Source organism: Crossiella sp. CA198, assembly GCF_052078295.1.
Classification (GTDB): domain Bacteria; phylum Actinomycetota; class Actinomycetes; order Mycobacteriales; family Pseudonocardiaceae; genus Crossiella.
On the sequence record NZ_JBQJIM010000002.1, the window covers coordinates 425568 to 445400 of the forward strand.

The window sequence follows — 19833 nt, forward strand, 5'->3', positions numbered from 1 at the left end:
ACCCGCCACGCCGGGGATGTCCACGGGATGCGGACCTCCAGAACCGCATCCCGTGGACTGATCCGCTGGGTTCAGGCCGCGTAGGGCCGCTTGACCCGGGCCTCACGCAGCGCGTCGGCCCACCAGATGAGCTGGTCCAGCAGGACCTTGGCCGCGGCCGCGCTGTGCTCGAACTCGGCCAGCGGACCATTGGCGTCGAACTTCTCGTAGACGGAGTGGAAGCTCACGGTGTCCCGCACCGTGGCCGCGTGCATCTCGGCCAGCACCTGGCGCAGCTGCTCCACCGCGCGCAGGCCGCCGGACATGCCGCCGTAGCTGACGAAGGCGACCGGTTTGGCCCGCCATTCGCTGTAGGAGGCGTCAATCGCCTCCTTCAACGGTGCCGGGTAGCCGTGGTTGTACTCGGGAGTGACGATCACGAAGGCGTCCGCGTCGGCGATCCGGGTGGCGAAGCCGTCCACGCCGTCGGCCAGGTCGACCAGGTCCAGCTCGACCTCGTGGTTGGTGGCGGCCTCGCCGAGGAACCAGTGCGCCACCGCGGGACCGAGCCGGCCCTTGCGGGTGCTGCTGATGATGACGGCGATCTTGAGGCGGTTCGTGGCGGGGATCGAAGTTGTCATGCCTCAAAGCCAACAACTTCGACTTAGGTAGAGGTCAAGGGCCGGAATTCTCGCTGCTCCAGGTACTTTGATGCCGTGCTTGAGAAGATCCTGCCGCCGGGCATCGCCGTGGCCGAGGCGTTCGGCGATCCGCCGGAGGCCGTGCTCTTCCCCGAGGAGGAGGCCCTGCTGGGCCGTTCGGTGGAGAAGCGGCGGCGCGAGTTCACCACGGTCCGGCACTGCGCCCGGCGCGCGCTGGCCGAACTGGGCCGCCCCGCCCGGCCGCTGTTGCGCGGGGAGCGCGGGGCGCCGATCTGGCCGGACGGGATCGTCGGCAGCATGACGCACTGTGACGACTACCGGGCCGCCGCGGTGGCCGAGGACCGCGCGGTCCAGACCATCGGGATCGACGCCGAACCGCACGCGCCACTGCCCGAGGGCGTGCTGGACGCGGTCTCGCTGCCCGAGGAGCGGGACTGGCTGAGCACACTGTCCCGGCGCGAGCCCGCCGTGCACTGGGACCGGTTGTTGTTCAGTGCGAAGGAGTCGGTCTACAAGGCTTGGTTCCCGCTCGCCCGGCGCTGGCTGGGCTTCGAGGAGGCCAGGCTCACGGTCGGCCCTTCGGCCGGTTCCTTCCGGGCTGACCTGCTGGTTCCCGGTCCGGTCGAGGGCTTTTCCGGACGCTGGCTGGTGGCCGACGGGCTGGTCGTCACGACCATCGCCGTACGCCGATCCGGTGGCCAAAATCTGTGACGAAATCTGTTAACTGAACGCGTACTCGGTGACGTCGCACCAGTCTTTCCGAGAGGGCAAGAAGGTTGCCTTTCGGCAGGTAGTCTCGCCCTCGCCGGAGGGAGGGGAACATGGCGGCCGCATCGGGTCGGTCCGAACGGGATCCGTTCTCGGACAAGGACTTCAGCAACAGCGTTGACCCGCTCGCCGGGGCCCTCGCCGACGGTCCGTTCGGACGGGCGCTGGATCTGGCCATCCAGCGCAGCGAACTGACCCTGGAGCACATCCAGCGCGAGCTGACCGCCCGCGGTTCGCGTCTCGATCTGACCACGCTCAGTGACTGGCGATGCAGTGGCGTGGCCCCCGCGGGCGACGGCGAGATCGCCGCCCTGGAGAGCGTGCTCGGCCTGCCGCCCGGTTCACTCGGCGCGTTGCTGGCCGATGAGGATCCGGCCGATCCGCGCACCGACCTGGCCATGCTGCGCCGCCGGACCCGCCAGCCGAGGCTGGAACGCCTGCTGGTGCAGGAGAACTACCACCTGGGCCCGGATTTCGCGCATCGGCTGCTGCGGGTGCGCGAGGTGGTGCGGGCCAAGCGGGACGGCGTTACCCGCGGTTTTGTCTACTACCACGGCGAACGCCTGGACCAGCCGCTGCCGACCCTGCACGACACCGCGGGCTGCCGGATCGGCCGCGTGCGCACCGATCCCACCGCCGGGATACTGCTGGCCGAGCTGCTGCTGGAGCGCCCGCTGGCCGAGGGCGAGACCGCGGTGCTGGACTACGAGCTGACCTTCACCGGCGACGCGCCCGCCGACCACCACGAGCGGCGACTGCCCATGGGCGCCAAGGACTATCTGCTCCAGGTGCACTTCGACCCGGCCGCCGTGCCCGCCGATTGCCTCGGCTATCTCCGCCCGGACGGCGAGCCCGCCAACGAGCAGCAGCTCTGGATCGGGCAGTACCACACCGCACACCTGGTGGTGCCGGACCCGGTCGCGGGCAACTACGGCATCCGCTGGATCACCGGCTAGCCACTTGAGCGAGTGCTCAAGAACGGTTACGCTGCGCCCATTGATTTGAGCAATCGCTCAACAGTGGGGGTGACATGCGGCTCTACATCGAGAACACGATCAAGGCGGACCCGGCGGCGCTGTGGGCACGCACCCAGGATCCGGCCCAGCACCAGCGCTGGGACCTGCGTTTCCACCGCATCGAGTACCTGCCGCCTGCGCCGGGCGAGCCCCAGCACTTCCGGTACGCCACCTTCGGCGTGGCCGGGGCCGGGGTCAGCGTCGGCGAGCGGCGTTCCCCGGACGGGTCGAGCACCTCGGCGCTGCGCTTCGCCTCCGCCCACCCGCTGTCGCTGATCCGCTCCGGTTCGGGGTACTGGCGTTACCGGCCCGGCCCGCACGGCGTCCGGTTCATCACCGGCTACGACTACCGGCCGGGCTGGGGCAGGCTGGGGCCGCTGGCCGACCTGCTGTTCCGGCCGCTGATGGGCTGGGCCACGGCGTGGTCCTTCGACCGGCTGCGACTGTGGCTGGAGGAGGGGATCAGCCCCGAATCCGCGCTGCGCCGGGCCCTGGCCGACCTCGCCGTCCGGCTGCTGCTGACCCTGGTCACCCTGCTGCTCACGCCCTGGCCGACCGCGCTGGCCACCGCGTTGCTCGCGCTGTTCGCCCCGCCCGCTCCCGGTGTCCCGGCCGCCCGGCGCTGCCTGCGCCGCCCGCCCGATGCCCTCGCCGCCACCGCCCCGGCCACCCTGTCCCGTTTGGAGCTGCCATGACCACCGCCCTGACCAAGACCGATTCGATCTTCCGCACCGCGCTGGGCGCCGACTTCGACCGCCTGCACCCGGAGTTGCAGCGCCGGTTCGGCTTCAGCAGCGCCGACGGCGTGGCCTGCGTCGGCGAGGGCGTGATGGAGGAGATCTGGCGCGGATCCGCTTTCACCGTGCCGTTCCTGCGGCTGGGCGCGACCCGCAACATCCTGTTCCCGGAAACCGGCAGGGACGTGCCGTTCGTGATCGAGAACTACGCCTACCTGGACGATTTCGGCCGGGACACGGTGACCTTCGTACGCACCTTCGAGCTGGGCAACGGGTTACGCCGTCGCTTCGACGCCACCATGGTGCACAGCGCCCGGCGCGGCCGCGTGGTCGACTACCTTGGCACCCACCAGCACGTGGCGGTCGACCTCGACCTGTCGGTGGACTCCCGCGGTGGGTTGCTGATCCGCAGTGGCGAGCAGCGGCTGCGCGCGGGCCTGCTGGACCTGCGGGTGCCCAGGGCGCTGCTCGCGCACGCCGAGGTCCGCGAGTGGTATGACGAGCAGGCCGCGGAGTTCCGGATCGAGGTGCGGGTGTCCAGTCGCTGGGCCGGCCCGCTGTTCGGTTACCGCGGCAGGTTCACCGCCCGGTACTGGGACACCGCGGCGGCTCGGGTGCCGGCGACCGTCCGGCCCTACCGGGAGGAACTGCGTGACTAAGGACGCCCGCACCGCGGAGACCCGCAGGCGGCTGATGGACGGCGCGATCGAGACGATCCGCGCCCAGGGCATCAGCGGCGTGTCGGCGCGGTCCATCGCGAACACGGCGGGCGTCAACCAGGCGCTGATCTTCTACCACTTCGGCAGCGTGGACGAACTGCTCGGCGCGGCCTGCCTGGTCTCCACCCAGAACCGGGTCGAGGCCTACCGCGACCGCTTCGCCACAACCGACAACCTGCGCGACCTGCTGAACCTGGGCCGCGCCCTGCAACACGAGGAACGCGCCGCGGGCAACGTGACCGTGCTGGCCCAGATGCTGGCAGGCGCCCAGGGCGACCCCAAACTCGCCGAAGCCACCCGCACCGCCCTTGACCTGTGGGTGGCCGAGATCGAACTCGTGCTGCAGCGCATCCTGGCCGCCTCCCCTCTCGGCGACCTGGCCGATCCACGAGGTCTGGCGCGCGCGGTGGCGGCCAGTTTCATCGGGATCGAGCTGTGGGCGGCGGCGGATCCGCGCGGGGCCGAGGACGGGCTGGCCGCGCTGGAACAGCTGGCGGTGCTGGCGGAGGTGGTGGACAACCTGGGGCCGGTGGCTCGCCGGGCGTTCAAGGCCAAGCTGCGTGGGGCGGGCAAGGGCTGAGCAGTCGTTGGCGAATTTCGTGGCGTGCAGTTCGTAGCTGGCAGGCAGGCCGATCGCCTCGTACAGGTGTTGCCGCCAATCCAGCCACGCCCGCAGGGCCGGTCGCCAGTCGGCGATGTTCATCTCGACCCAGCCGTAGACCGCCCAGCGGCTGGCGTTCGCACCGGAGTCGTCGACGTAGAGCAACGGAGTCGTCACACTGAGGCTCTAGGGAGTGTCCTGCCTGGTGAAACAAGCGGCCGATGGTCTGGCACCGGTTCGCTGACCTCTGGCGACCGGACATACTGAGTCACCGGCGCGCTGTCCGGACCCGGCCAAAGGTAGGGACCGTTTCACTCTCCGGCGTGTGAAATTCCGGCCCTTCCCTCAGCGGCGGCCCGTGACGGATTCTCTGTGCGAAGCCCGAACACCACCGTCCGATTAACGGTCCCCGCCCCCCTGCTTCGCGGGTGACCGGTGGACGGGAAGGAGCGCTTTTCCATGAGGATTCGTCGTATCGCGGTGAGCCTGTTCGTTGCCGCGGCCGCCGCCGTGACCGGTCTGGCCGGTTCCGCCTCGGCCGCTCCGGCGCCGAGCGAGGACGTGTCGCCGCTGATCGTGGGTGGCGGCAACGCGACCCAGACCTACTCGTTCATGGTGTCGCTGGACACCGGTTGTGGTGGTTCGCTGATCAAGCCGACCTGGGTGGTGACCGCCAAGCACTGCACCAACACCGCGCCGCGGCAGGTGCGGGTGGGTTCGCTGTACCGCAACCAGGGTGGCAGCACCGCCGCGGTGAAGCGGGTGCTGCGGCACTCCTCCGCCGACCTGGCGCTGCTGGAGCTGGCCTCCCCGGTGAGCCAGGCGACCGTGCCGCTGGCCTCGACCTCCGGCGCCGTGGGCACCGCCACCCGCATCATCGGCTGGGGCGCGACCAACCCGAGCGGTTCGGGGGCGGCGACCTACCTGAAGGAGCTGAACACCTCGATCGTCGCGGACAACCGGTGCACCAACGGGATGAACGCGGCCGCTGAGATCTGCACCAACAACCCCGGCGGCAACCAGGGTGCCTGCTACGGCGACTCGGGTGGTCCGCAGGTCAAGCAGGTCGGCGGGGCGTGGCAGCTGGTCGGCGCGACCAGCCGCTCCGGCAACGGCGACCCGCGCTGCGCCACCGGCCCGTCGATCTACGTGGACGTGCCCTACTTCCGCAGCTGGATCGGCCAGTACGTCGGCTCGGTCTGATCTGTCCACAGTGGACCGTCCGGCCCGCCTGCTCCTGCGCAGGCGGGCCGGACTCCTTTCGGTTGGCTCAGCGCACGCGGGTGATGACCACCCGCCGGATCAGGAACTTGCCGGGTTCCCTGACCTGTTCGAAGGCGCTGCTGTTGAGTAGCACGCAACTGCCGGAGGGGCCGGTCACCGGCACCGTGGCGGACTTGTTGTTGTCCAGGTTGGTCACCTTGAGCAGGGTGCCGACCGGGAACTGGTTGCTGGTCGCGCTGGGTACGCCGCCCTCTGCGGAGAGGGTGACCGTGTTACCGCGGCAGACCACCTCGCCCGCGCCGCCGCCCGGGGCCGGGGCGGCGCTGGGACTACTGGGCGGCGGGGCCGCGTTTCCGCCCTGGCCAGGGGTTTCGGGGCTGACCGAGCCGGTGCAGCCCGCGGTCTGGCGGCGTTGCTGGATCAGGTCGACCACTGCCTGCCGGTTGGCGATGCGCGCGGCGGAGAGCGCGTCCGGATTCCGTTGCTGGCCCTGGATGAAGCTGAGGTTGTTGCGCAGCGCGGTGTCCAGGCCCGCGCAGGACTCCGCCGCCTCACCGGTGCCGGTGCTGATCGCGATCGCGCCGCCGGTCAGCGCAGCCACGCCGAGCACCGCGGCCGCGCCGATGGTCGCCGTCTTCCGGTGCCGTCCACCGCTGCCGAACAGAGGCATGCCGTTCTCCTTCGTCGTCACTGCCTGGTCAGGACCGGACAACGGAAAAGTCCCCGGTCGCGGTTCAGCGAAAGATGAGCTGGGCCCGCAACCGAGCCGGGATACCCGGGGCGAACCGGGCCAGGTAGGCGTCCAGGTGGCCCGGTTCGGCCAGCAGGAACGGCAGGTCGACCGGCAGCAGCCGCCGGATGGCCAGTAGCGGCAACGGTGAGCGCAGTGGGCGGAACTCCTGGTTCCACAGGCCGGGTTCGGCGCAGTGCGGGTGGAACTGGCCGAGCATCAGGCCGTCGCCGACGAACTCGGACTTGAGTTCCCGTTGCACCGCGTCGATCTCGTCCGGATCGGCTTCGGGCAGCACGAGCACGTAGGTGAGCAGCTCGGCGTCGGAAGAGTCCATTATGGACAGTGCAGCGGTGTGGGTGGCGCGCAGGCCGGTGAGGGTCTCGCACAGGTCGCCTGGGCCGCCGAGGCCGAGGTGGAACAGGTCCCGGCGCAGCGCGGGGCGGGTGTACGGGCAGACCGGGCCGGTGCGGCCGAGATCGGGGTGACCGGGGACCAGGAAGTCCTTGGCCCAGCGCAGGATCCGTGCCAGTGGCGGGAGGTCGGCAGGCGGTGGTGACCCGGCCTCGATCTCGCTCGCGGTCCACAGTCGCGGGGTCATCGGACTGTCCTGGGCGCGCGCCACATCGGGCGCAGGCTGGGGCCCTCGGGCAGCCGGATGTCCTGGCCGTGCGCGGTGAAGCCGAGCAGCCGGGCCGCGGCCGCGCCACCGGGCGAACTGGCCTCCAGGTAGATCGGCAGGCCGAGCCGGTCACAGCGGTCGATCACGTACGGGGCGAGCATCCGGCCGCGGCCGGTGTGCTGGAGATCCGGGGCCACGCAGGCGAAACTGAAGTAGCAGTGCGGCTGGTCCTGCGGGTGCGCGGCGTCCTGGAGTCCGCCGATGGCCCGCACCTTGGCCGCTTCCGGACCCAGCGCGGCGGTGAACCGGCGGTCCAGTTCGGCCTGCTGGAACCCGGTCAGCTCGGTGGCGCCCGGCGGCAGGGTGAGCAGCACGGAGTCCAGGTCGACGGTGGTGTAGACGCCGTGGTTGGCCAGGGACAGGTCCAGGAACACCCGGAACATCCGCGGCAGCAGCGCCGTCCGTTGCCGCGGGTCCGGGAAGATCCACTCGACCAGCGGGTCCGCGGCGAAGGACTCGGCGAGCAGCCGGGTCAGCGTCGGGACGTCGGCCGGGGTGCCCTTGCGCACCAGGCGGTCCAGGGTGGTGGTGATCATGTGTCCTCCCGTTGCCGTACGAGTTCGGTGACCCGCCGGTGCAGCCGGTCCACACACGGCTCCGCCTCGGGTTTGAGCAGCACACTGCGCAGCACCCGGGCGCAGGCCGCGTCCGCGCGCAGGCCGGGGTGGCGGCGGCTGAGGTCGGCGGCGGGTACGCGCAGGGTGCTGAGGTAGACCGGGTCGGCCGGATCGGCCATGCCCGCGGCGAGTGCCCGCGCCGATGCTCCGTCCACTTCGGACAGTGAGTCGCGCTGTGGGAAGTAGGTGAGGATGTCCAGTTCCGGCGGCTGGTAGAGGGTCAGCTCTTCGGACTTCTCGATCAGCTCGGCCCAGTGCAGCGCGGCTCGCCGACCGGCCGCGAGCACCCCGCCGAGCCCGGATCTGGTCAGTGGCAGCACCTTCAGCGTCAGCCACAGCGCGGCCGCGGCGGCGCCGGCCCGGCTGCATTCCAGGGAGATCTCACCCAGGTGCAGTTCGTCGGAGGTGAAGTAGGTGTAGGGCGAATCGTGCCGGTAGAAGCGCCCCACTCGGGGATCGGCGAACAGGACCGCGCCGCAGCCGTAGGGCTGGAGGCCGTGCTTGTGCGGGTCGACGGTCACCGAATCGCAGTGCCGGATCGCGGCGAAGGGTTCGGCCGGCACGCCCAACTCCCCCGCCAGCAGCGCGAAGAAGCCGCCGTAGGCCGCGTCCACGTGGATCCGGACGCCGTAGGTCTCCTTCAGCGCGAGGGCTTCGTGGATCGGGTCCACCGCGCCGAGTCCGGTGGTGCCAGGGGTGAGCACCACGGTGCCGACGTCGCCCCGGCGCAGTTTCCGTTCCAGGGCAAGCATGTCCATCCGGCCCAGGCTGTCCACCGGCACCGGTTCGCTGGGCACGCCGAGCACCTGGCACATCCGGCCGTGCGTGTAGTGCGCCTCCGCGCTGTGCAGCACCAGCTTGCCGGGGTGGGTTTCCCTGGCCACGAACAGCGCTTCCAGGTTGGCGATGGTGCCGCTGGTGGTCAGGTGGCCGAGGTGGGCCGGCAGCCCGAACATCCCGGCCAGCTGGGCGATCACCTCGCGTTCCATCCGGGCGGTGGCCGGGCCGCCGTCCAGGGCGTGGTTGTTCGGGTTGAGCAGCATCGCGGCCAGGTAGCCGGTGATCGCGGCCGGATGCGGTGGCTTGACCATCTGCGCGGCGTAGCGCGGGTGGAAGAACGGGTAGTTGTCCCGCATCCGCTCGCCGAACTCGGCGAAGGCGCGACCGAAGTCGGCGTCGCTGACCGCGTTCGCCGGATGCGGGGTGACCGGGCCGAACCCGGCCGCCCAGTCCTGTGCCTGGTCGACCGCGCTGCCCAGCCAGTATCGGAGATCCACGAGATCCAGCCTGGTCAGCGCGGCTGCCGGACACCTCCCACCGGGAGGGGAACCGGCTCGTCCCCCGGCGGGAGCGGGTCCTGGTTGCCAGGGGACCTTCGTCGCCGTATATTCGGAACCGAGTAATCGGAACGGAGCAGAGATGGCCACCCAGTACCGCCGCTCGAATCCCCTCGCCCTGGCACTGCTGTCGCTGCTCTGGGAACGCGAGATGCACCCCTACGAGATGGCCACCACGCTGCGCGAACGGCACAAGGACGAGAGCGTCAAGCTCAACTGGGGCACGCTGTACACGGTGGTCGAATCGCTGGCCAAGCACGGCCTGATCGAGGCGGTGGAGGCCGAACGGGACGGCCGCAGGCCGGAGCGCACCCGCTACCGGCTGGCCGCGACCGGACTGACCGAGCTGAACGACTGGCTGCGCGAGCTGATCTCGGTGCCGCACAAGGAATATCCACGGTTCGAGGCAGGTGTGTCCCTGCTCGGCATCCTGCCGCCGGAGGAGGCCGAGCAGCTACTCACCCAGCGCGCGGACACCCTGGCCGAGCACGCCGACGGGCTGCGCGCGGTGATGGCCATGTTGCGGGAGCAGGGATTGCCCGCGCTGGCCTGGATCGAACTGGAGTACCGGGTGACCATGATCGAGGCCGAGCAGCGCTGGGTGCGCGGGGTGGCCGAGAGCATCCGGGAGAACACCATCGAGGGCGCGGACTGGTGGCGCGACTGGCACGCACGCGGTGCGCGACCAGGTCAGCTGCCGCCGTTCGGGCCCACCACAGACGTCCAGTCCGAAGTGGACTGACGAGCTTCTCGGCGCGGTGCGTCAACACCGCGCCGAGAAGTGGCTCGCAAGCACCGCGTGGCGGCTCCCGCGTCCGGTGACGCACACCCAGGATAGCCGGGACGCCACGCGGATCATCCAGTACCGAAGGAGCATCCGCATGTCCGATATCAGTGCAGTTTTCCAGCGTCTGGTCGAGGCCTGGAACAACGGCGACGCCACCGCCTACGCCGCCCAGTTCACCGAGGACGTCGACTACGTCACCTTCCACGGCTTGCACATCCGTGGCCGCGCCGAACTGGAAGCGGGACACGCCAAGCTGTTCGCCGGTCCGCTCAAGGGAGTCAAGCTCGGCGGCGGGTCCGCCGGGGCCGCGCCGCCCGCGGTGAAGTACCTCAGCCCGGAGGTCGCGGTGGTGGTCAACTCCGGCGGCAGCACGCTGCCCGAGGCGAATGCCCCCGCGCCCGAGCGCGACTCGGTGACCACCGCGGTCGTGGTGCGCACCGGCGGGGACTGGCTGATCAGCGCGTTCCAGGTGACCCGGCGGCAGGCGTTCTGATGCGCCGCCGACTCCTTGACGCCTGGCGTCAAGTACTTTACGTTTGCCGTCAAGTAGCAAGCGGAGGTACTCGATGCCCGTCCCGACGTCCTTCCACACCGCCCTCGTCGCGCAGCTGCTGCGGCTGAGCGAGCAGCGGCTGCTCGACCCGCTGGAGATCCTGCTCCAGTCGGCCGATCCGCTGACCGCGGTGCGCAGCTACCTGCGCGCCGCGGTGGAAACCCAGGCAGCGCAACTGCTCGGCCGGAACGAGTTGCTGGCCACGCATGCGGTGACCCGGCTGATCAGCGCGTTCTCACCGGGCGATGAGCCGTTCGACCCGCCGCTGGAGTGGTGGCAGACGCCGCTGGGCCAGGTCGTGGCACGCCGGGTCGGGCACCCGGCCACCGAGGCGGTGCCGTATTCGGTGGCCGGGGCGATGCTCGGCGTCACCCGGCAGGGCGTGCACGACCTGGTCAACCGGAACAAGCTCGACCGGCATCCCGACGGTGGCGTGCGCACCGAGTCCGTCCGCGTCCGGCTACTCACCCGAAAGGACGGATTCGCATGGGGGACAACATGATGGAGCTGGTGGTCGAGTCCGGTCCGGTGCCGCTGGCGGTGCGGGACCACGGCGGGGACGGCCCGCCGCTACTGCTGTTGCACGGACTCGGCGGCTCGATGGCGCACTGGGATCCACTGCTCCCGGAGCTGACCGCGACCTACCGGGTGGTCCTGATGGACCTGCGCGGGCACGGCGGTTCCGGGACCGGGCCGTGGAGCTGGGCGGCGGCACTGGCCGATGTCGAGGCGGTGATCGCCGAGCTGGACCTGGGCAACCCGGCGGTGGCCGGCATGTCGCTGGGCGGCATGGTGGCCACCCGCTGGGCAGGCAGGCCGGGCTGTCCGGGCGCGGTGAACCTGGACGGCCTGCGTGGTTTCCTGACCACGCCGGAGAACTACCCCGGCCTGGATCCGGCCTTGCGGGACAAGGAGATCGACCGGCTGCGGGTGCTCTTCGACGAGCAGGCCGCCGCGGTCACCGGACCGCTGGCCGAGATCATCGCCGAGACCAGGGCTGCCCTGGACGAGGACCACATCGGCGCCTGCCTGGCCGCCAAGTCACCGCTGCTGGTGGTCGTGGCCACCGAGAACCTGCCAGCGCAGCAACAGTTCCCGGAGCTGGCCGAGGCGTTCCGCCGTGGCCTGGACCGGGATCTGGCCGCACTCGACGACGTGTGGAATGTGCAGGTCGAGCGGATCGGCAGCTCACACGCCATGGTCACGCGACACCCGGCCGAGGTGGCCAAGCTGATCCGGCGGTTCCTGGCAGGCTGAGCACACCGCGACCCACCGTCCACAGTGGAGGGTGGGTCGCGGTGCTCAGGTCAGCAGCGGATCGGCTTGGCGTGCGCCGGATCCAGCGCGTTGAACACCAGCTGGGCGACCAGCGGGTCCACCGCGACCAGGACGTGCTCGGAGAGATTGAGCGGGCACAGGTCCTGCAGCACATAGTTCTTGGCGTTGGGCGCGTGCATCCAGCCGCTGGTGTGCGGCCAGACCGCCTGGTCGTAACGGGTCATCACGTTGGTGTAGCTGACCCCAGGCACCGCGACGCCGTCCTGGTTGAGCCTCTTGAGGAAGTCCGAGCCGTTGAGGAACTGCAGCGCGGAGGGGAACACCGGCCCCATGATGCCGTCGATGATCGGGCCGAGGCCGAGTTTGCGGGCGAAGTCGAGCAGCTTGGGCAGGGCGAGCAGTTCGGTGCCGTTCCACAGCGGGGTCAGCGCCACGTAGCGGTTGACCTTGTCCTTGCCGCCGAGGAACTTCACGTAGTGGTTGGGCATCAGGCTGCCCTCGGAGTGCCCGACGATGTCCACCTTGCGGGCCCCGGTGTGCTTGAGCACCCGGTCCACGAACGCGCCGAACTCCTGGGCGCTCTGCTCCATCGGCAGCCTGCCGCCGATCTGGTTGATCGGGAACGGGGTCCCGGCAGGCACCCCGTAGGTCAGCGCGAACACGCAGTAGCCCCTGGCCTTGAGCTGCGGGGACAGGGTCAGCCAGTTCACGGTCATGTTCGCGCTGGCTCCATGCGCGAGCACCACTGGTTCGGGGTGGGCCTTGCTCGGCTTGCAGGCCCAGTTGTTGGCTCCGGGCGGTGATCCGGGTTCGGTCGGCGGTACCGCGGCTGCGGCCGATCCGGCGCCCACCACCAGCACCGTCAAGGCTGTCACCAGGGCAAAGACCAGGGCACGCAACGTCGTCATCGACACCAGGTGTCCCTTCCGTGAACAGGGTGGCCCCGGACCAATCGTGATCGCGGTCACGCTGTGGTGGAATGGGTGCGAGCACAGCCTTGACCCGTCCTCTTTTGTGCTCGCGCACAACAACGAGGTTGGGCGGTGCGACGGCGGTGACGACCCCGAGTTTCCCGGGCGCGGTGCGCAGGCTGGCCAGGCAGCTGACCGGTCAGGTGCCCCGGCTCGCCATTGCGCTGGCCACCCGGATCCGCGCCGAGGTGCCCGCCTACCAGGACGACCGGCTGGTCAGCTTCGCCGATCTGGTCGCCGAGTGCGAGGCCAATCTGATGCAGGGCCTGCGCGATGTGGACAGCCCGTCCTGGAATGGCACCGACGCGGCCAGGGTGCTCGGCCGTCGCCGCGCCGAGCAGGGCTTCCCGGTGGAGGCGACCCTGCGCAGCTACCGCATCGGCGGGCAGTTCATGTGGGAGACCTTCGTCAGCGCGGCCGGCTCGGACCTGGGTGACCAGCGTGCGGTGCTGGCCGCCGCGACCACGCTGTGGACCTTCATTGACACCTACTCCGCCGCGCTCGCCGAGGGCCACCGGCTGGCCAGCGAGGACCGGGCGCGTACCGACACCGAGGTCCGCTCGGCGTTGCTGGAGGCGTTGTTCACCGGCAAGTCCGCGGCCGGGCGGTCGCTGCTGGACTGCGCCGCGGACCTCCGGCTGCCAGCGGGCGGGCGGTTCCTGGTGGTGGTCGCGGACACGCCCGCGCTGCCCCGGATCGAGGAGCGACTGCGGCTGCGCGGCACGATCTCGGTGTGGCGACAGGAGATCGACGCCCAGGCAGGCATCGTGCTGTTGTCCCCCAGCGGATCGCCGGAGCAGTTGTGCCTGCAGCTGGCCGGGCACACCAGGGCCAGGGTCGGGGTGAGCGCGGAGTACCACCAGATCGAGGCCACCCCGGCCGCCCGGCACGCCGCCGGACTGGCCCGCGCCGCAGTCGGCCCGCACGGCCCGGGGGTGATCCGGCACGACCGGGCGCCGGTGCCGATCCTGCTGGCCAGCGCCCCGGAGGCGGCCCGCGCGGTGGCCCAGGCCGCGCTCGGCCCGGTGCTGGAGCTGCCTGCACGGGACCGGGAGCTGCTGCTGACCACGCTGCGGAGCTGGCTCGGCCACGACGGCGCGACCAGTGCCGCGGCCGCCGAGCTGCATTGCCACCGGAACACGGTCCGGTATCGGTTGCGCAGGCTGGAGGACCTCACCGGCCTGTCGCTGACCAGCCCGAAAGCACTGAGCGAGTTACACCTCGCGCTGGAGGCGTTGCGTCTTCTGCCTCAGCGTGACACCCCCGCTGAGCGGGTAGGTTCTTGATCGTGACTACTTCTCCGCCGGAGGGCGGCCGACGCCGACCGGGTCCCGCCCCCCGGTTGAGCCGGGACCTCATCGCCGAGGCGGTCCTGGGTGTCGGCTTCGAGGAGGTCACGGTCACCGCGGTGGCCCAGCGGCTCAGCGCCACCCACGCCGCGCTGTACCGGCACGTCACCGACCGGGACGATCTGGTGCGGGCCGCGGTCGAACGGGTCGCCGACCGCGCGCCCCAGCCCGAGCTGGGCCCGGACTGGGAACAGTTGCTGCGTGGCGAGGCCTGGGTGCGCTGGCGGATCTTCACCGAGTACCCGGGCATCCGGCAGGCCGTGGCCGGGCTGTCCTGGTCCACCGACCCCTTCGGCGCCCGCTCGCTGCCGGTCGTCCGGCACCTGATCAGCCTGGGTTTCCCGGCAGAGGCCGCGTTGCTGGCCACCGATGTGGTGATCGACATGGTGGACGAGTCCGCGGTGACCGCGGTGGACACCCGGCGGCTGGGCCCGGCGGCGGTGGGCCAGCGGATCCAGGACTCCTTCCCGGACCCCGAACTCGACGCCGATCTGCGCCGGATCGCCTTCCAGGCCATGGTCGAAGATCAGGATGTCTGGTTCGGGAACAAGCTGGACGTGGTGCTCGCCGGGATCCGCGTCACACTCGCTCCGGGGACAGCGGGTACCCCGACGGGTGACGCCTGACCCGCTGAGCCCGCAACCACCCCGGCCCGGCGTGATACTGCGGCGGTCACCCACCCGGGGAGGACTGCCATGAACGACCGGGGACTCACCCCGACCGATGTCCGCACCGTGGAGTTCAGCACTTCCTCGCTGCTCCGCCGCGGCTACGACGAGGGCGAGGTGGACGCCTTCCTCGACCGCGTGGAGGCCACCCTGCTGGGCAAGGATTCGGTCACCGCCCGCGACGTCGACGAGGTCACCTTCAGCAAACCCCCACTGGGCCGCCGCGGCTACAACGTGGACGAGGTCGACGCCTTCCTCGACCAGGTAGTAGCCACCCTCAGCACCCTGGACGAAGCCACCGGCTAAATCCCGCGCGTGTTGGCCGTTATGGACGGCGTGTTGGCCGTTGTCGTACGCCCGTTTGGCCGTTACGGACGCCGAGTTGGCCGAACCGGGACGTCGAGTCGGCCAGTTGGGCCAACTCGACGTCCAGAACGGCCAAACCGGCGTACGACTTGGGCCAACTCGGCGTACGACAACGGCCAACACTCGCGGGGGTGGGTTAGCCGCTGGTGCTGTCGCGGCCGGTTTCGATGTGGCCGGACAGGCGGCGGTGGAAGGTGGGGTCGCCCTGGACCCGGATGGTGAGGTCGTACCAGCCTCGGGTGGGTGCGGCGGAGTGGTGCACGGTGCGGTCGGTGTGTGGGGCCACCCGGATCTTGCGGCCGGCGACGTCGAAGGTCAGCGGGGCGCCGCCGGTGTTACGCAGGGTCAGGCGGAGTAGGCGGTCGATGCCGGAGACCTCGGTCCCGACCTCGGCCGTGCTGTCCTTGCTGCCGCCGAACTCGCGGCGGAAACCGTTGGGGCCCAACAGGGTCAGCCGGTAGGTCGGGCCGGCGAGGGGGATCGCGTCGGTCTTGGCGCCTGCCACGTCGTAGTGGCGTGGGGCGGGGAACTCGCCGGCGTAGGCGTGCAGGGACAGGTGGGCGCTGGCCTGGCCTGAATTGCGCAGGCTCAGCAACAGGTGGGTGCGGGTGGCGTCCAGGGTGGCGGCCGCGTCGGGCTGGTACGGCAGGGCGCGGGCTGGGCGGACGCCGGGTTCCTGCACCGGCATCGCGGCCTTGGCCGGTGGGGCCGGGCGCCAGCGGGAGAGTGCGGGCGGGGTCCGCGCCGGTTCGGCGGGCACCCGGCCGGGGCGGCGGCCGTGGAAGTCGAAGGCCGAGGTCAGATCGCCCGCGACGGTGCGGCGCCAGGCGCTGATGTTGGGCTCGCGCACGCCCAGCCAGCCTTCCAGGAAACGCAGTACCGAGGTGTGGTCGAAGACCTGGGAGTTGACGTAGCCGCCGACCGTCCACGGCGAGACGATGGTGGCGGGCACCCGGAAACCGAGACCGATGGGCAGGCCGTCCACGTACTCGTCCGGGGTGCCGGGCGGTGGGACCGGCGGCGGCACGTGGTCGAAGTAGCCGTCGTTCTCGTCGTAGTTGATGATCAGCGCGGTGTGCCGCCAGGTCTCCGGGTCCGAGGCCAGCGCGTCCAGCACCTGGTAGGTGATGCCCGCGCTGGCCGCCGGGGAGGAGGCGCCGGGGTGCTCGGAGTCCAGGGCCGAGGGCACCAGGTAGGAGACCTGCGGCAGCGTCCCGGCGGCGATGTCGGCGCGCAGGTCCGCGGCCAGTCCGCCGGTGGGCACCCGGTGCAGGCCGCGGTCATACAGCGCGCGCTCCTCACCGGTCAGCGTGGCCACGCCCTTGGCCAGCAGGTCCAGCAGTCGTTGCCGCTCACCGGGTTCGGCGTCCCTGACCTTGCCGTAGAAGGTGTCCAGGCTCTTGAAGTCACCGGCGGGCGCGAGTGCCTTGCGGGCGATGGCCTTGAAGCGGGCGAAGAACTCCAGCGCGTTGTCCTGGAAGTTGTCGAACTCCTGGTAGACCTTCCAGCTCCGCCCGGCCCGCTGCAACCGCTCCGGGTAGGTGGTCCAGTCATAGCCCGCGTGGGTGTCCTCGGCGTAGGCCCAGTTGCGCACCGAACGACGCGTCTGGTTGGGCGGCGGCTCGAATCCGACCGTGCCGGTCATCAGGTACATCCGGTTCGGGTTGGTCGCGCCGAAGACCGAGCAGTGGTAGGCGTCGCACAGGGTGAAGGTGTCGGCCAGCTCGTGGTGGAACGGGATGTCGGCGCGGTCGTAGTAGGCCATGGTGGCCGGGGACTTCGCGCTGATCCAGCCGTCCAGCCTGCCCTGGCCCCAGGCCTTGTGCCCGCCGTCCCAGTCGTGGTCCAGGTCGCCGATGTAGTGCACCGCCGCGCCCGGCCGCTGGGCGTCCTTGGCCGCCTGCCGCACCGAGAACGGCAACACCGGCTCGCCGCCCGCCCTGGGCTGGGCGAACACCGAGGCGCCACCGGGCAGTTCGAGGGCGTTGCGGTCGCCGAAGCCGCGCACCCCGCGCAGGGTGCCGTAGTAGTGGTCGAAGGCCCGGTTCTCCTGCATCAGCACCACGACGTGGCGCAGATCGCGCAGGCCACCGGCCGGGGCGGGCTGGGCCAGCGCGCGGTGCACGGAAGGCGGCAACAACGAGCCGAGTGCGGCGGCGCCAAGGGTGGCGGCGCCGGCGGTGAGCACCCGGCGGCGGGAAACAGCGTTCATACCGCCAACCTGACCTGCCGCGACAGTCCTCTGGTAGGGGCGAAGGGGTGACCATCGTGTGAACGAATGGCCTGGACCGTTCCGGTCAGTACACTCACCGCTACGGACCGGGCGCACTCGGTTCCGGTCGGTCACCAGGGCAGGGAAGGTGAGCCGTGGAGCAGCGGCTGAGCTGGGTGCCGAAGGAAGTCGACGTCTCCAAACCGTCCGCGGCCCGGGTCTATGACTACTTCCTCGGCGGGAGCTACAACTTCGCGGTCGACCGCGCCTTCGCCCAGCAACTGCTCGCCGTCGCGCCCACCATGCCGATGGTGTGCAGGCAGAACCGCTCCTTCCTGCGCCGCGCGGTGCAGCACATCCTCGGCCACGGCGTGCGGCAGTTCCTCGACATCGGCTCCGGCCTGCCCACCACCGGCAACGTGCACGAGATCGCCCAGGCCGCCTACCCGGACGCGCGGGTGGTCTACGTGGACAACGAGCCGGTCGCGGTCGCGCACAGCGAGTTGATGTTGAAGGACAACGACTCCGCGGTCATCCTGCACGCCGATGTGCGCGATCCGGAGGGCATCCTGAACGCCCCGGAGACCCGGTCGCTGATCGACTTCGACCAGCCGGTGGCGCTGCTCATGGTGGCCCTGCTGCACTTCGTGCCGGACGCGGACGAACCCGCCGGGTTCATGGCGCGCTACCGGGACGTGCTCGCGCCCGGCAGTTTCCTGGCGCTGTCCCAGGGCACCGAGGAGCGGCAGCCGCCGCAGGTGCACGCGGTGCGCGACCTGTACAACCAGCGCGCCAACCGGGTCACCACCCGGACCAGCGCGGAGATCACCTCGTTCCTCGGCGATTTCGACATCGTCGAGCCGGGGCTGGTGTTCACCCCGGAATGGCGGCCGGAGTCGCCATCGGACGTGCCGGACGAACCCGAACTGGCCGGGTTCTACGCGATTGTGGGGCGGAAACCGTGACCGTGGTCGATCGTCGGCTGTGGGTGCCGACCGAGGTGAACGTGGACGCGCCGAGCGCGGCCAGGGTGTATGACTACCTGCTCGGCGGCAGCTACAACTTCGCCGCCGACCGCGCCTTCGCGCAGCAGGCGATCGGCATCCACCCGGGGCTGCCGATGGTGTGCCGGGAGAACCGGTCCTTCCTGCGCCGCGCGGTGCGGCACTGCGTGGCCAACGGGATCACCCAGTTCCTCGACATCGGCTCCGGCCTGCCCACCAGCGGCAACGTGCACGAGGTGGCCCCGGAGGCACGGGTGGTCTACGTGGACAACGAGCCGGTCGCGGTCGCGCACAGCCGGATGATGCTCAAGGACAGCGACCGGGCCGCGATCGTGCACGCCGACCTGCGGGACCCGGAGACCATCCTGGCGGCCCCGGAGACCAGGCGATTACTCGACTTCGATCAGCCGGTCGGGTTGCTCATCGTGGCCGTGTTGCACTTCGTGCTGGACACCGACCTGGTGAAGACTGTGCTCGCCCACTACCGCGACCAGCTCGCACCAGGCAGCTTCCTGGTCCTCTCGCACGGCACCCTCGAACAGCAGGCGCCCTCGGCCAAGGCGATCCAGGACCTCTACAACCGCAGTCCCAACAAGGTCATCACCCGCACGAAGCAGGAGTGCATCGAGTTGATGGACGGATTCGACCTGGTCGAGCCCGGTGTCGTGTTCACCCCGCTGTGGCGGCCCGAGCCGCTGGCCGAGAAGCTCGAACGGCCGGAGGACGCGGGCTGGTACGGGATGGCAGGCAGGCTGCTATGACCGAGAACCCCAGGTCCAGCTGGGTGCCCCAGGGTGTGGACGTGGAGCGCCCGAGCGCGGCGCGCATCTACGACTACTACCTGGGGGGCGGCTACAACTTCGAGTCCGACCGGCAGTTCGCCCGCAAGGCCATCGCACTGCTGCCGAGCCTGCCGATGATCGCCCAGCTGAACCGGGTGTTCCTGCGCCGGGCGGTGCGCTTCTGCGTGCGGAACGGGATCCGGCAGTTCCTGGACATCGGCTCCGGCATCCCGAGCGTGGGCAACGTGCACGAGGTGGCCCGGCAGGTCGACCCGGCGGCGCGGGTGGTCTACGTGGACAACGAGCCGGTCGCGGTTGCGCACAGCCGGATGATGCTGTCCCAGGACCCACAGACCGCGGTGGTGCAGGCCGATGTGCGCGATCCGGAGTCCATCCTCGGCTCGCCAGAGGCCCGGCGGCTGCTCGACTTCGACGAGCCGGTGGCGGTGCTGATGGTGGCGCTGCTGCACTTCATCCCGCACGCCGACGAGCCCAAGGCCTTCCTGGCCCAGTACCGGGACGCGATGGCGCCGGGCAGCTACCTGGCGCTCTCGCACGCCACCGTGGAGCACCAGCCCGCCATCACCGAGCAGGTCCGGCAGCTCTATGAGAACAGCCAGAACCCGATGACCTCGCGCACCAGGGCCGAGCTGGAGATCCTCTTCGACGGCTTCGACCTGGTCGCCCCCGGCATCGTGTTCACCCCGGCCTGGCGGCCGGACAGCCCGGAGGAAGTCGGAGAGGACCCCGAACGGTCGGTGATCTACGCGGCGGTCGGGCGACGGCGGTGA

The 19833-nt window shown here is 70.6% G+C and carries 23 protein-coding genes; 16 read left to right on the forward strand and 7 right to left on the reverse strand.

Translation table 11 applies throughout. The annotated features are described in order from the left end of the window. Positions 1 to 71: 71 nt before the first annotated feature. Complete coding sequence (locus ACTOWY_RS04565; protein ID WP_441308324.1) at positions 72 to 620, reverse strand: NADPH-dependent FMN reductase; 549 nt, start codon at positions 618 to 620, stop codon at positions 72 to 74. A gap of 75 nt (positions 621 to 695) precedes the next feature. On the opposite strand from ACTOWY_RS04565, the gene ACTOWY_RS04570 reads away from it, so the two are divergent. From ACTOWY_RS04570 to ACTOWY_RS04595, 6 genes are all read left to right on the forward strand, one after another. Next, complete coding sequence (locus ACTOWY_RS04570) at positions 696 to 1352, forward strand: 4'-phosphopantetheinyl transferase family protein (protein WP_441308325.1); 657 nt, start codon at positions 696 to 698, stop codon at positions 1350 to 1352. A gap of 110 nt (positions 1353 to 1462) precedes the next feature. After that, positions 1463 to 2365, forward strand: a complete 903-nt coding sequence (locus ACTOWY_RS04575) for a hypothetical protein (protein WP_441308326.1) — start codon at positions 1463 to 1465, stop codon at positions 2363 to 2365. Positions 2366 to 2439: 74 nt separating this feature from the next. Next, a complete protein-coding gene (locus ACTOWY_RS04580) occupies positions 2440 to 3120 on the forward strand; it encodes an SRPBCC family protein (protein ID WP_441308327.1) in 681 nt (226 codons plus the stop codon). Continuing rightward, positions 3117 to 3821: a DUF4166 domain-containing protein gene (locus tag ACTOWY_RS04585; protein WP_441308328.1), complete on the forward strand. Its 705-nt coding sequence runs from the start codon at positions 3117 to 3119 to the stop codon at positions 3819 to 3821. The genes ACTOWY_RS04580 and ACTOWY_RS04585 overlap by 4 nt, the downstream gene beginning before the upstream one ends. Next, positions 3814 to 4461 carry a TetR/AcrR family transcriptional regulator gene (locus ACTOWY_RS04590; RefSeq protein WP_441308329.1) on the forward strand — a complete coding sequence of 216 codons (648 nt, stop codon included), beginning with the start codon at positions 3814 to 3816 and terminating at the stop codon, positions 4459 to 4461. Before ACTOWY_RS04585 ends, ACTOWY_RS04590 begins: the two co-directional genes overlap by 8 nt. Positions 4462 to 4941: 480 nt before the next feature. Then, on the forward strand, positions 4942 to 5685 hold the full coding sequence (locus ACTOWY_RS04595; protein WP_247759124.1) for a S1 family peptidase: 744 nt from the start codon (positions 4942 to 4944) through the stop codon (positions 5683 to 5685). 67 nt (positions 5686 to 5752) lie between these two features. Here ACTOWY_RS04595 and ACTOWY_RS04600 read toward each other — a convergent pair whose 3' ends face one another. From ACTOWY_RS04600 to ACTOWY_RS04615, 4 genes are all read right to left on the reverse strand, one after another. Then, positions 5753 to 6376, reverse strand: coding sequence for a hypothetical protein (locus ACTOWY_RS04600; RefSeq protein WP_441308330.1), 624 nt, complete (start codon positions 6374 to 6376; stop codon positions 5753 to 5755). 64 nt (positions 6377 to 6440) lie between these two features. Then, entirely contained in the window at positions 6441 to 7037 is a 597-nt protein-coding gene (locus ACTOWY_RS04605) for a DUF6875 domain-containing protein (protein WP_441308331.1), read from the reverse strand. After that, positions 7034 to 7654 carry a hypothetical protein gene (locus tag ACTOWY_RS04610; RefSeq protein WP_441308332.1) on the reverse strand — a complete coding sequence of 207 codons (621 nt, stop codon included), beginning with the start codon at positions 7652 to 7654 and terminating at the stop codon, positions 7034 to 7036. The genes ACTOWY_RS04605 and ACTOWY_RS04610 overlap by 4 nt, the downstream gene beginning before the upstream one ends. After that, positions 7651 to 9012: a pyridoxal phosphate-dependent decarboxylase family protein gene (locus ACTOWY_RS04615; protein WP_441308333.1), complete on the reverse strand. Its 1362-nt coding sequence runs from the start codon at positions 9010 to 9012 to the stop codon at positions 7651 to 7653. The genes ACTOWY_RS04610 and ACTOWY_RS04615 overlap by 4 nt, the downstream gene beginning before the upstream one ends. 142 nt (positions 9013 to 9154) lie before the next feature. Here ACTOWY_RS04615 and ACTOWY_RS04620 point away from each other — a divergent pair, with 142 nt between their 5' ends. From ACTOWY_RS04620 to ACTOWY_RS04635, 4 genes are all read left to right on the forward strand, one after another. Next, complete coding sequence (locus ACTOWY_RS04620; protein WP_441308334.1) at positions 9155 to 9814, forward strand: PadR family transcriptional regulator; 660 nt, start codon at positions 9155 to 9157, stop codon at positions 9812 to 9814. A gap of 139 nt (positions 9815 to 9953) precedes the next feature. Then, the gene (locus ACTOWY_RS04625; protein WP_441308335.1) at positions 9954 to 10352 is read left to right on the forward strand and encodes an SgcJ/EcaC family oxidoreductase; all 399 of its coding nucleotides are present in this window, start codon (positions 9954 to 9956) and stop codon (positions 10350 to 10352) included. 73 nt (positions 10353 to 10425) lie between these two features. Further along, entirely contained in the window at positions 10426 to 10914 is a 489-nt protein-coding gene (locus ACTOWY_RS04630; protein ID WP_441308336.1) for an acyl-CoA-like ligand-binding transcription factor, read from the forward strand. Further along, positions 10899 to 11669 carry an alpha/beta fold hydrolase gene (locus ACTOWY_RS04635; protein WP_441308337.1) on the forward strand — a complete coding sequence of 257 codons (771 nt, stop codon included), beginning with the start codon at positions 10899 to 10901 and terminating at the stop codon, positions 11667 to 11669. Before ACTOWY_RS04630 ends, ACTOWY_RS04635 begins: the two co-directional genes overlap by 16 nt. A gap of 50 nt (positions 11670 to 11719) precedes the next feature. On the opposite strand, the gene ACTOWY_RS04640 is transcribed toward ACTOWY_RS04635, so the two are convergent. After that, a complete protein-coding gene (locus tag ACTOWY_RS04640; RefSeq protein ID WP_441308397.1) occupies positions 11720 to 12598 on the reverse strand; it encodes a lipase family alpha/beta hydrolase in 879 nt (292 codons plus the stop codon). Positions 12599 to 12744: 146 nt separating this feature from the next. Between ACTOWY_RS04640 and ACTOWY_RS04645 the strand changes: the two genes are divergently transcribed. The 3 genes from ACTOWY_RS04645 to ACTOWY_RS04655 all read left to right on the forward strand — a co-directional run bounded on the left by ACTOWY_RS04645 (position 12745) and on the right by ACTOWY_RS04655 (position 14984). Then, entirely contained in the window at positions 12745 to 13947 is a 1203-nt protein-coding gene (locus ACTOWY_RS04645; RefSeq protein WP_441308338.1) for a PucR family transcriptional regulator, read from the forward strand. A 2-nt stretch (positions 13948 to 13949) separates the two neighbouring features. Further along, the gene (locus ACTOWY_RS04650) at positions 13950 to 14636 is read left to right on the forward strand and encodes a TetR/AcrR family transcriptional regulator (protein ID WP_441308339.1); all 687 of its coding nucleotides are present in this window, start codon (positions 13950 to 13952) and stop codon (positions 14634 to 14636) included. Between the two features lie 69 nt (positions 14637 to 14705). Beyond that, a complete protein-coding gene (locus ACTOWY_RS04655; RefSeq protein WP_282105816.1) occupies positions 14706 to 14984 on the forward strand; it encodes a DivIVA domain-containing protein in 279 nt (92 codons plus the stop codon). A gap of 196 nt (positions 14985 to 15180) precedes the next feature. On the opposite strand, the gene ACTOWY_RS04660 is transcribed toward ACTOWY_RS04655, so the two are convergent. Then, positions 15181 to 17256, reverse strand: a complete 2076-nt coding sequence (locus ACTOWY_RS04660) for a phosphocholine-specific phospholipase C (RefSeq protein ID WP_441308340.1) — start codon at positions 17254 to 17256, stop codon at positions 15181 to 15183. A 155-nt stretch (positions 17257 to 17411) separates the two neighbouring features. Between ACTOWY_RS04660 and ACTOWY_RS04665 the strand changes: the two genes are divergently transcribed. The 3 genes from ACTOWY_RS04665 to ACTOWY_RS04675 are packed head-to-tail and all read left to right on the forward strand — an operon-like array spanning position 17412 to position 19833. Continuing rightward, the gene (locus ACTOWY_RS04665; protein WP_441308341.1) at positions 17412 to 18221 is read left to right on the forward strand and encodes an SAM-dependent methyltransferase; all 810 of its coding nucleotides are present in this window, start codon (positions 17412 to 17414) and stop codon (positions 18219 to 18221) included. Next, on the forward strand, positions 18218 to 19021 hold the full coding sequence (locus ACTOWY_RS04670; protein WP_441308342.1) for an SAM-dependent methyltransferase: 804 nt from the start codon (positions 18218 to 18220) through the stop codon (positions 19019 to 19021). The genes ACTOWY_RS04665 and ACTOWY_RS04670 overlap by 4 nt, the downstream gene beginning before the upstream one ends. Next, a complete protein-coding gene (locus ACTOWY_RS04675) occupies positions 19018 to 19833 on the forward strand; it encodes an SAM-dependent methyltransferase (RefSeq protein ID WP_441308343.1) in 816 nt (271 codons plus the stop codon). Before ACTOWY_RS04670 ends, ACTOWY_RS04675 begins: the two co-directional genes overlap by 4 nt.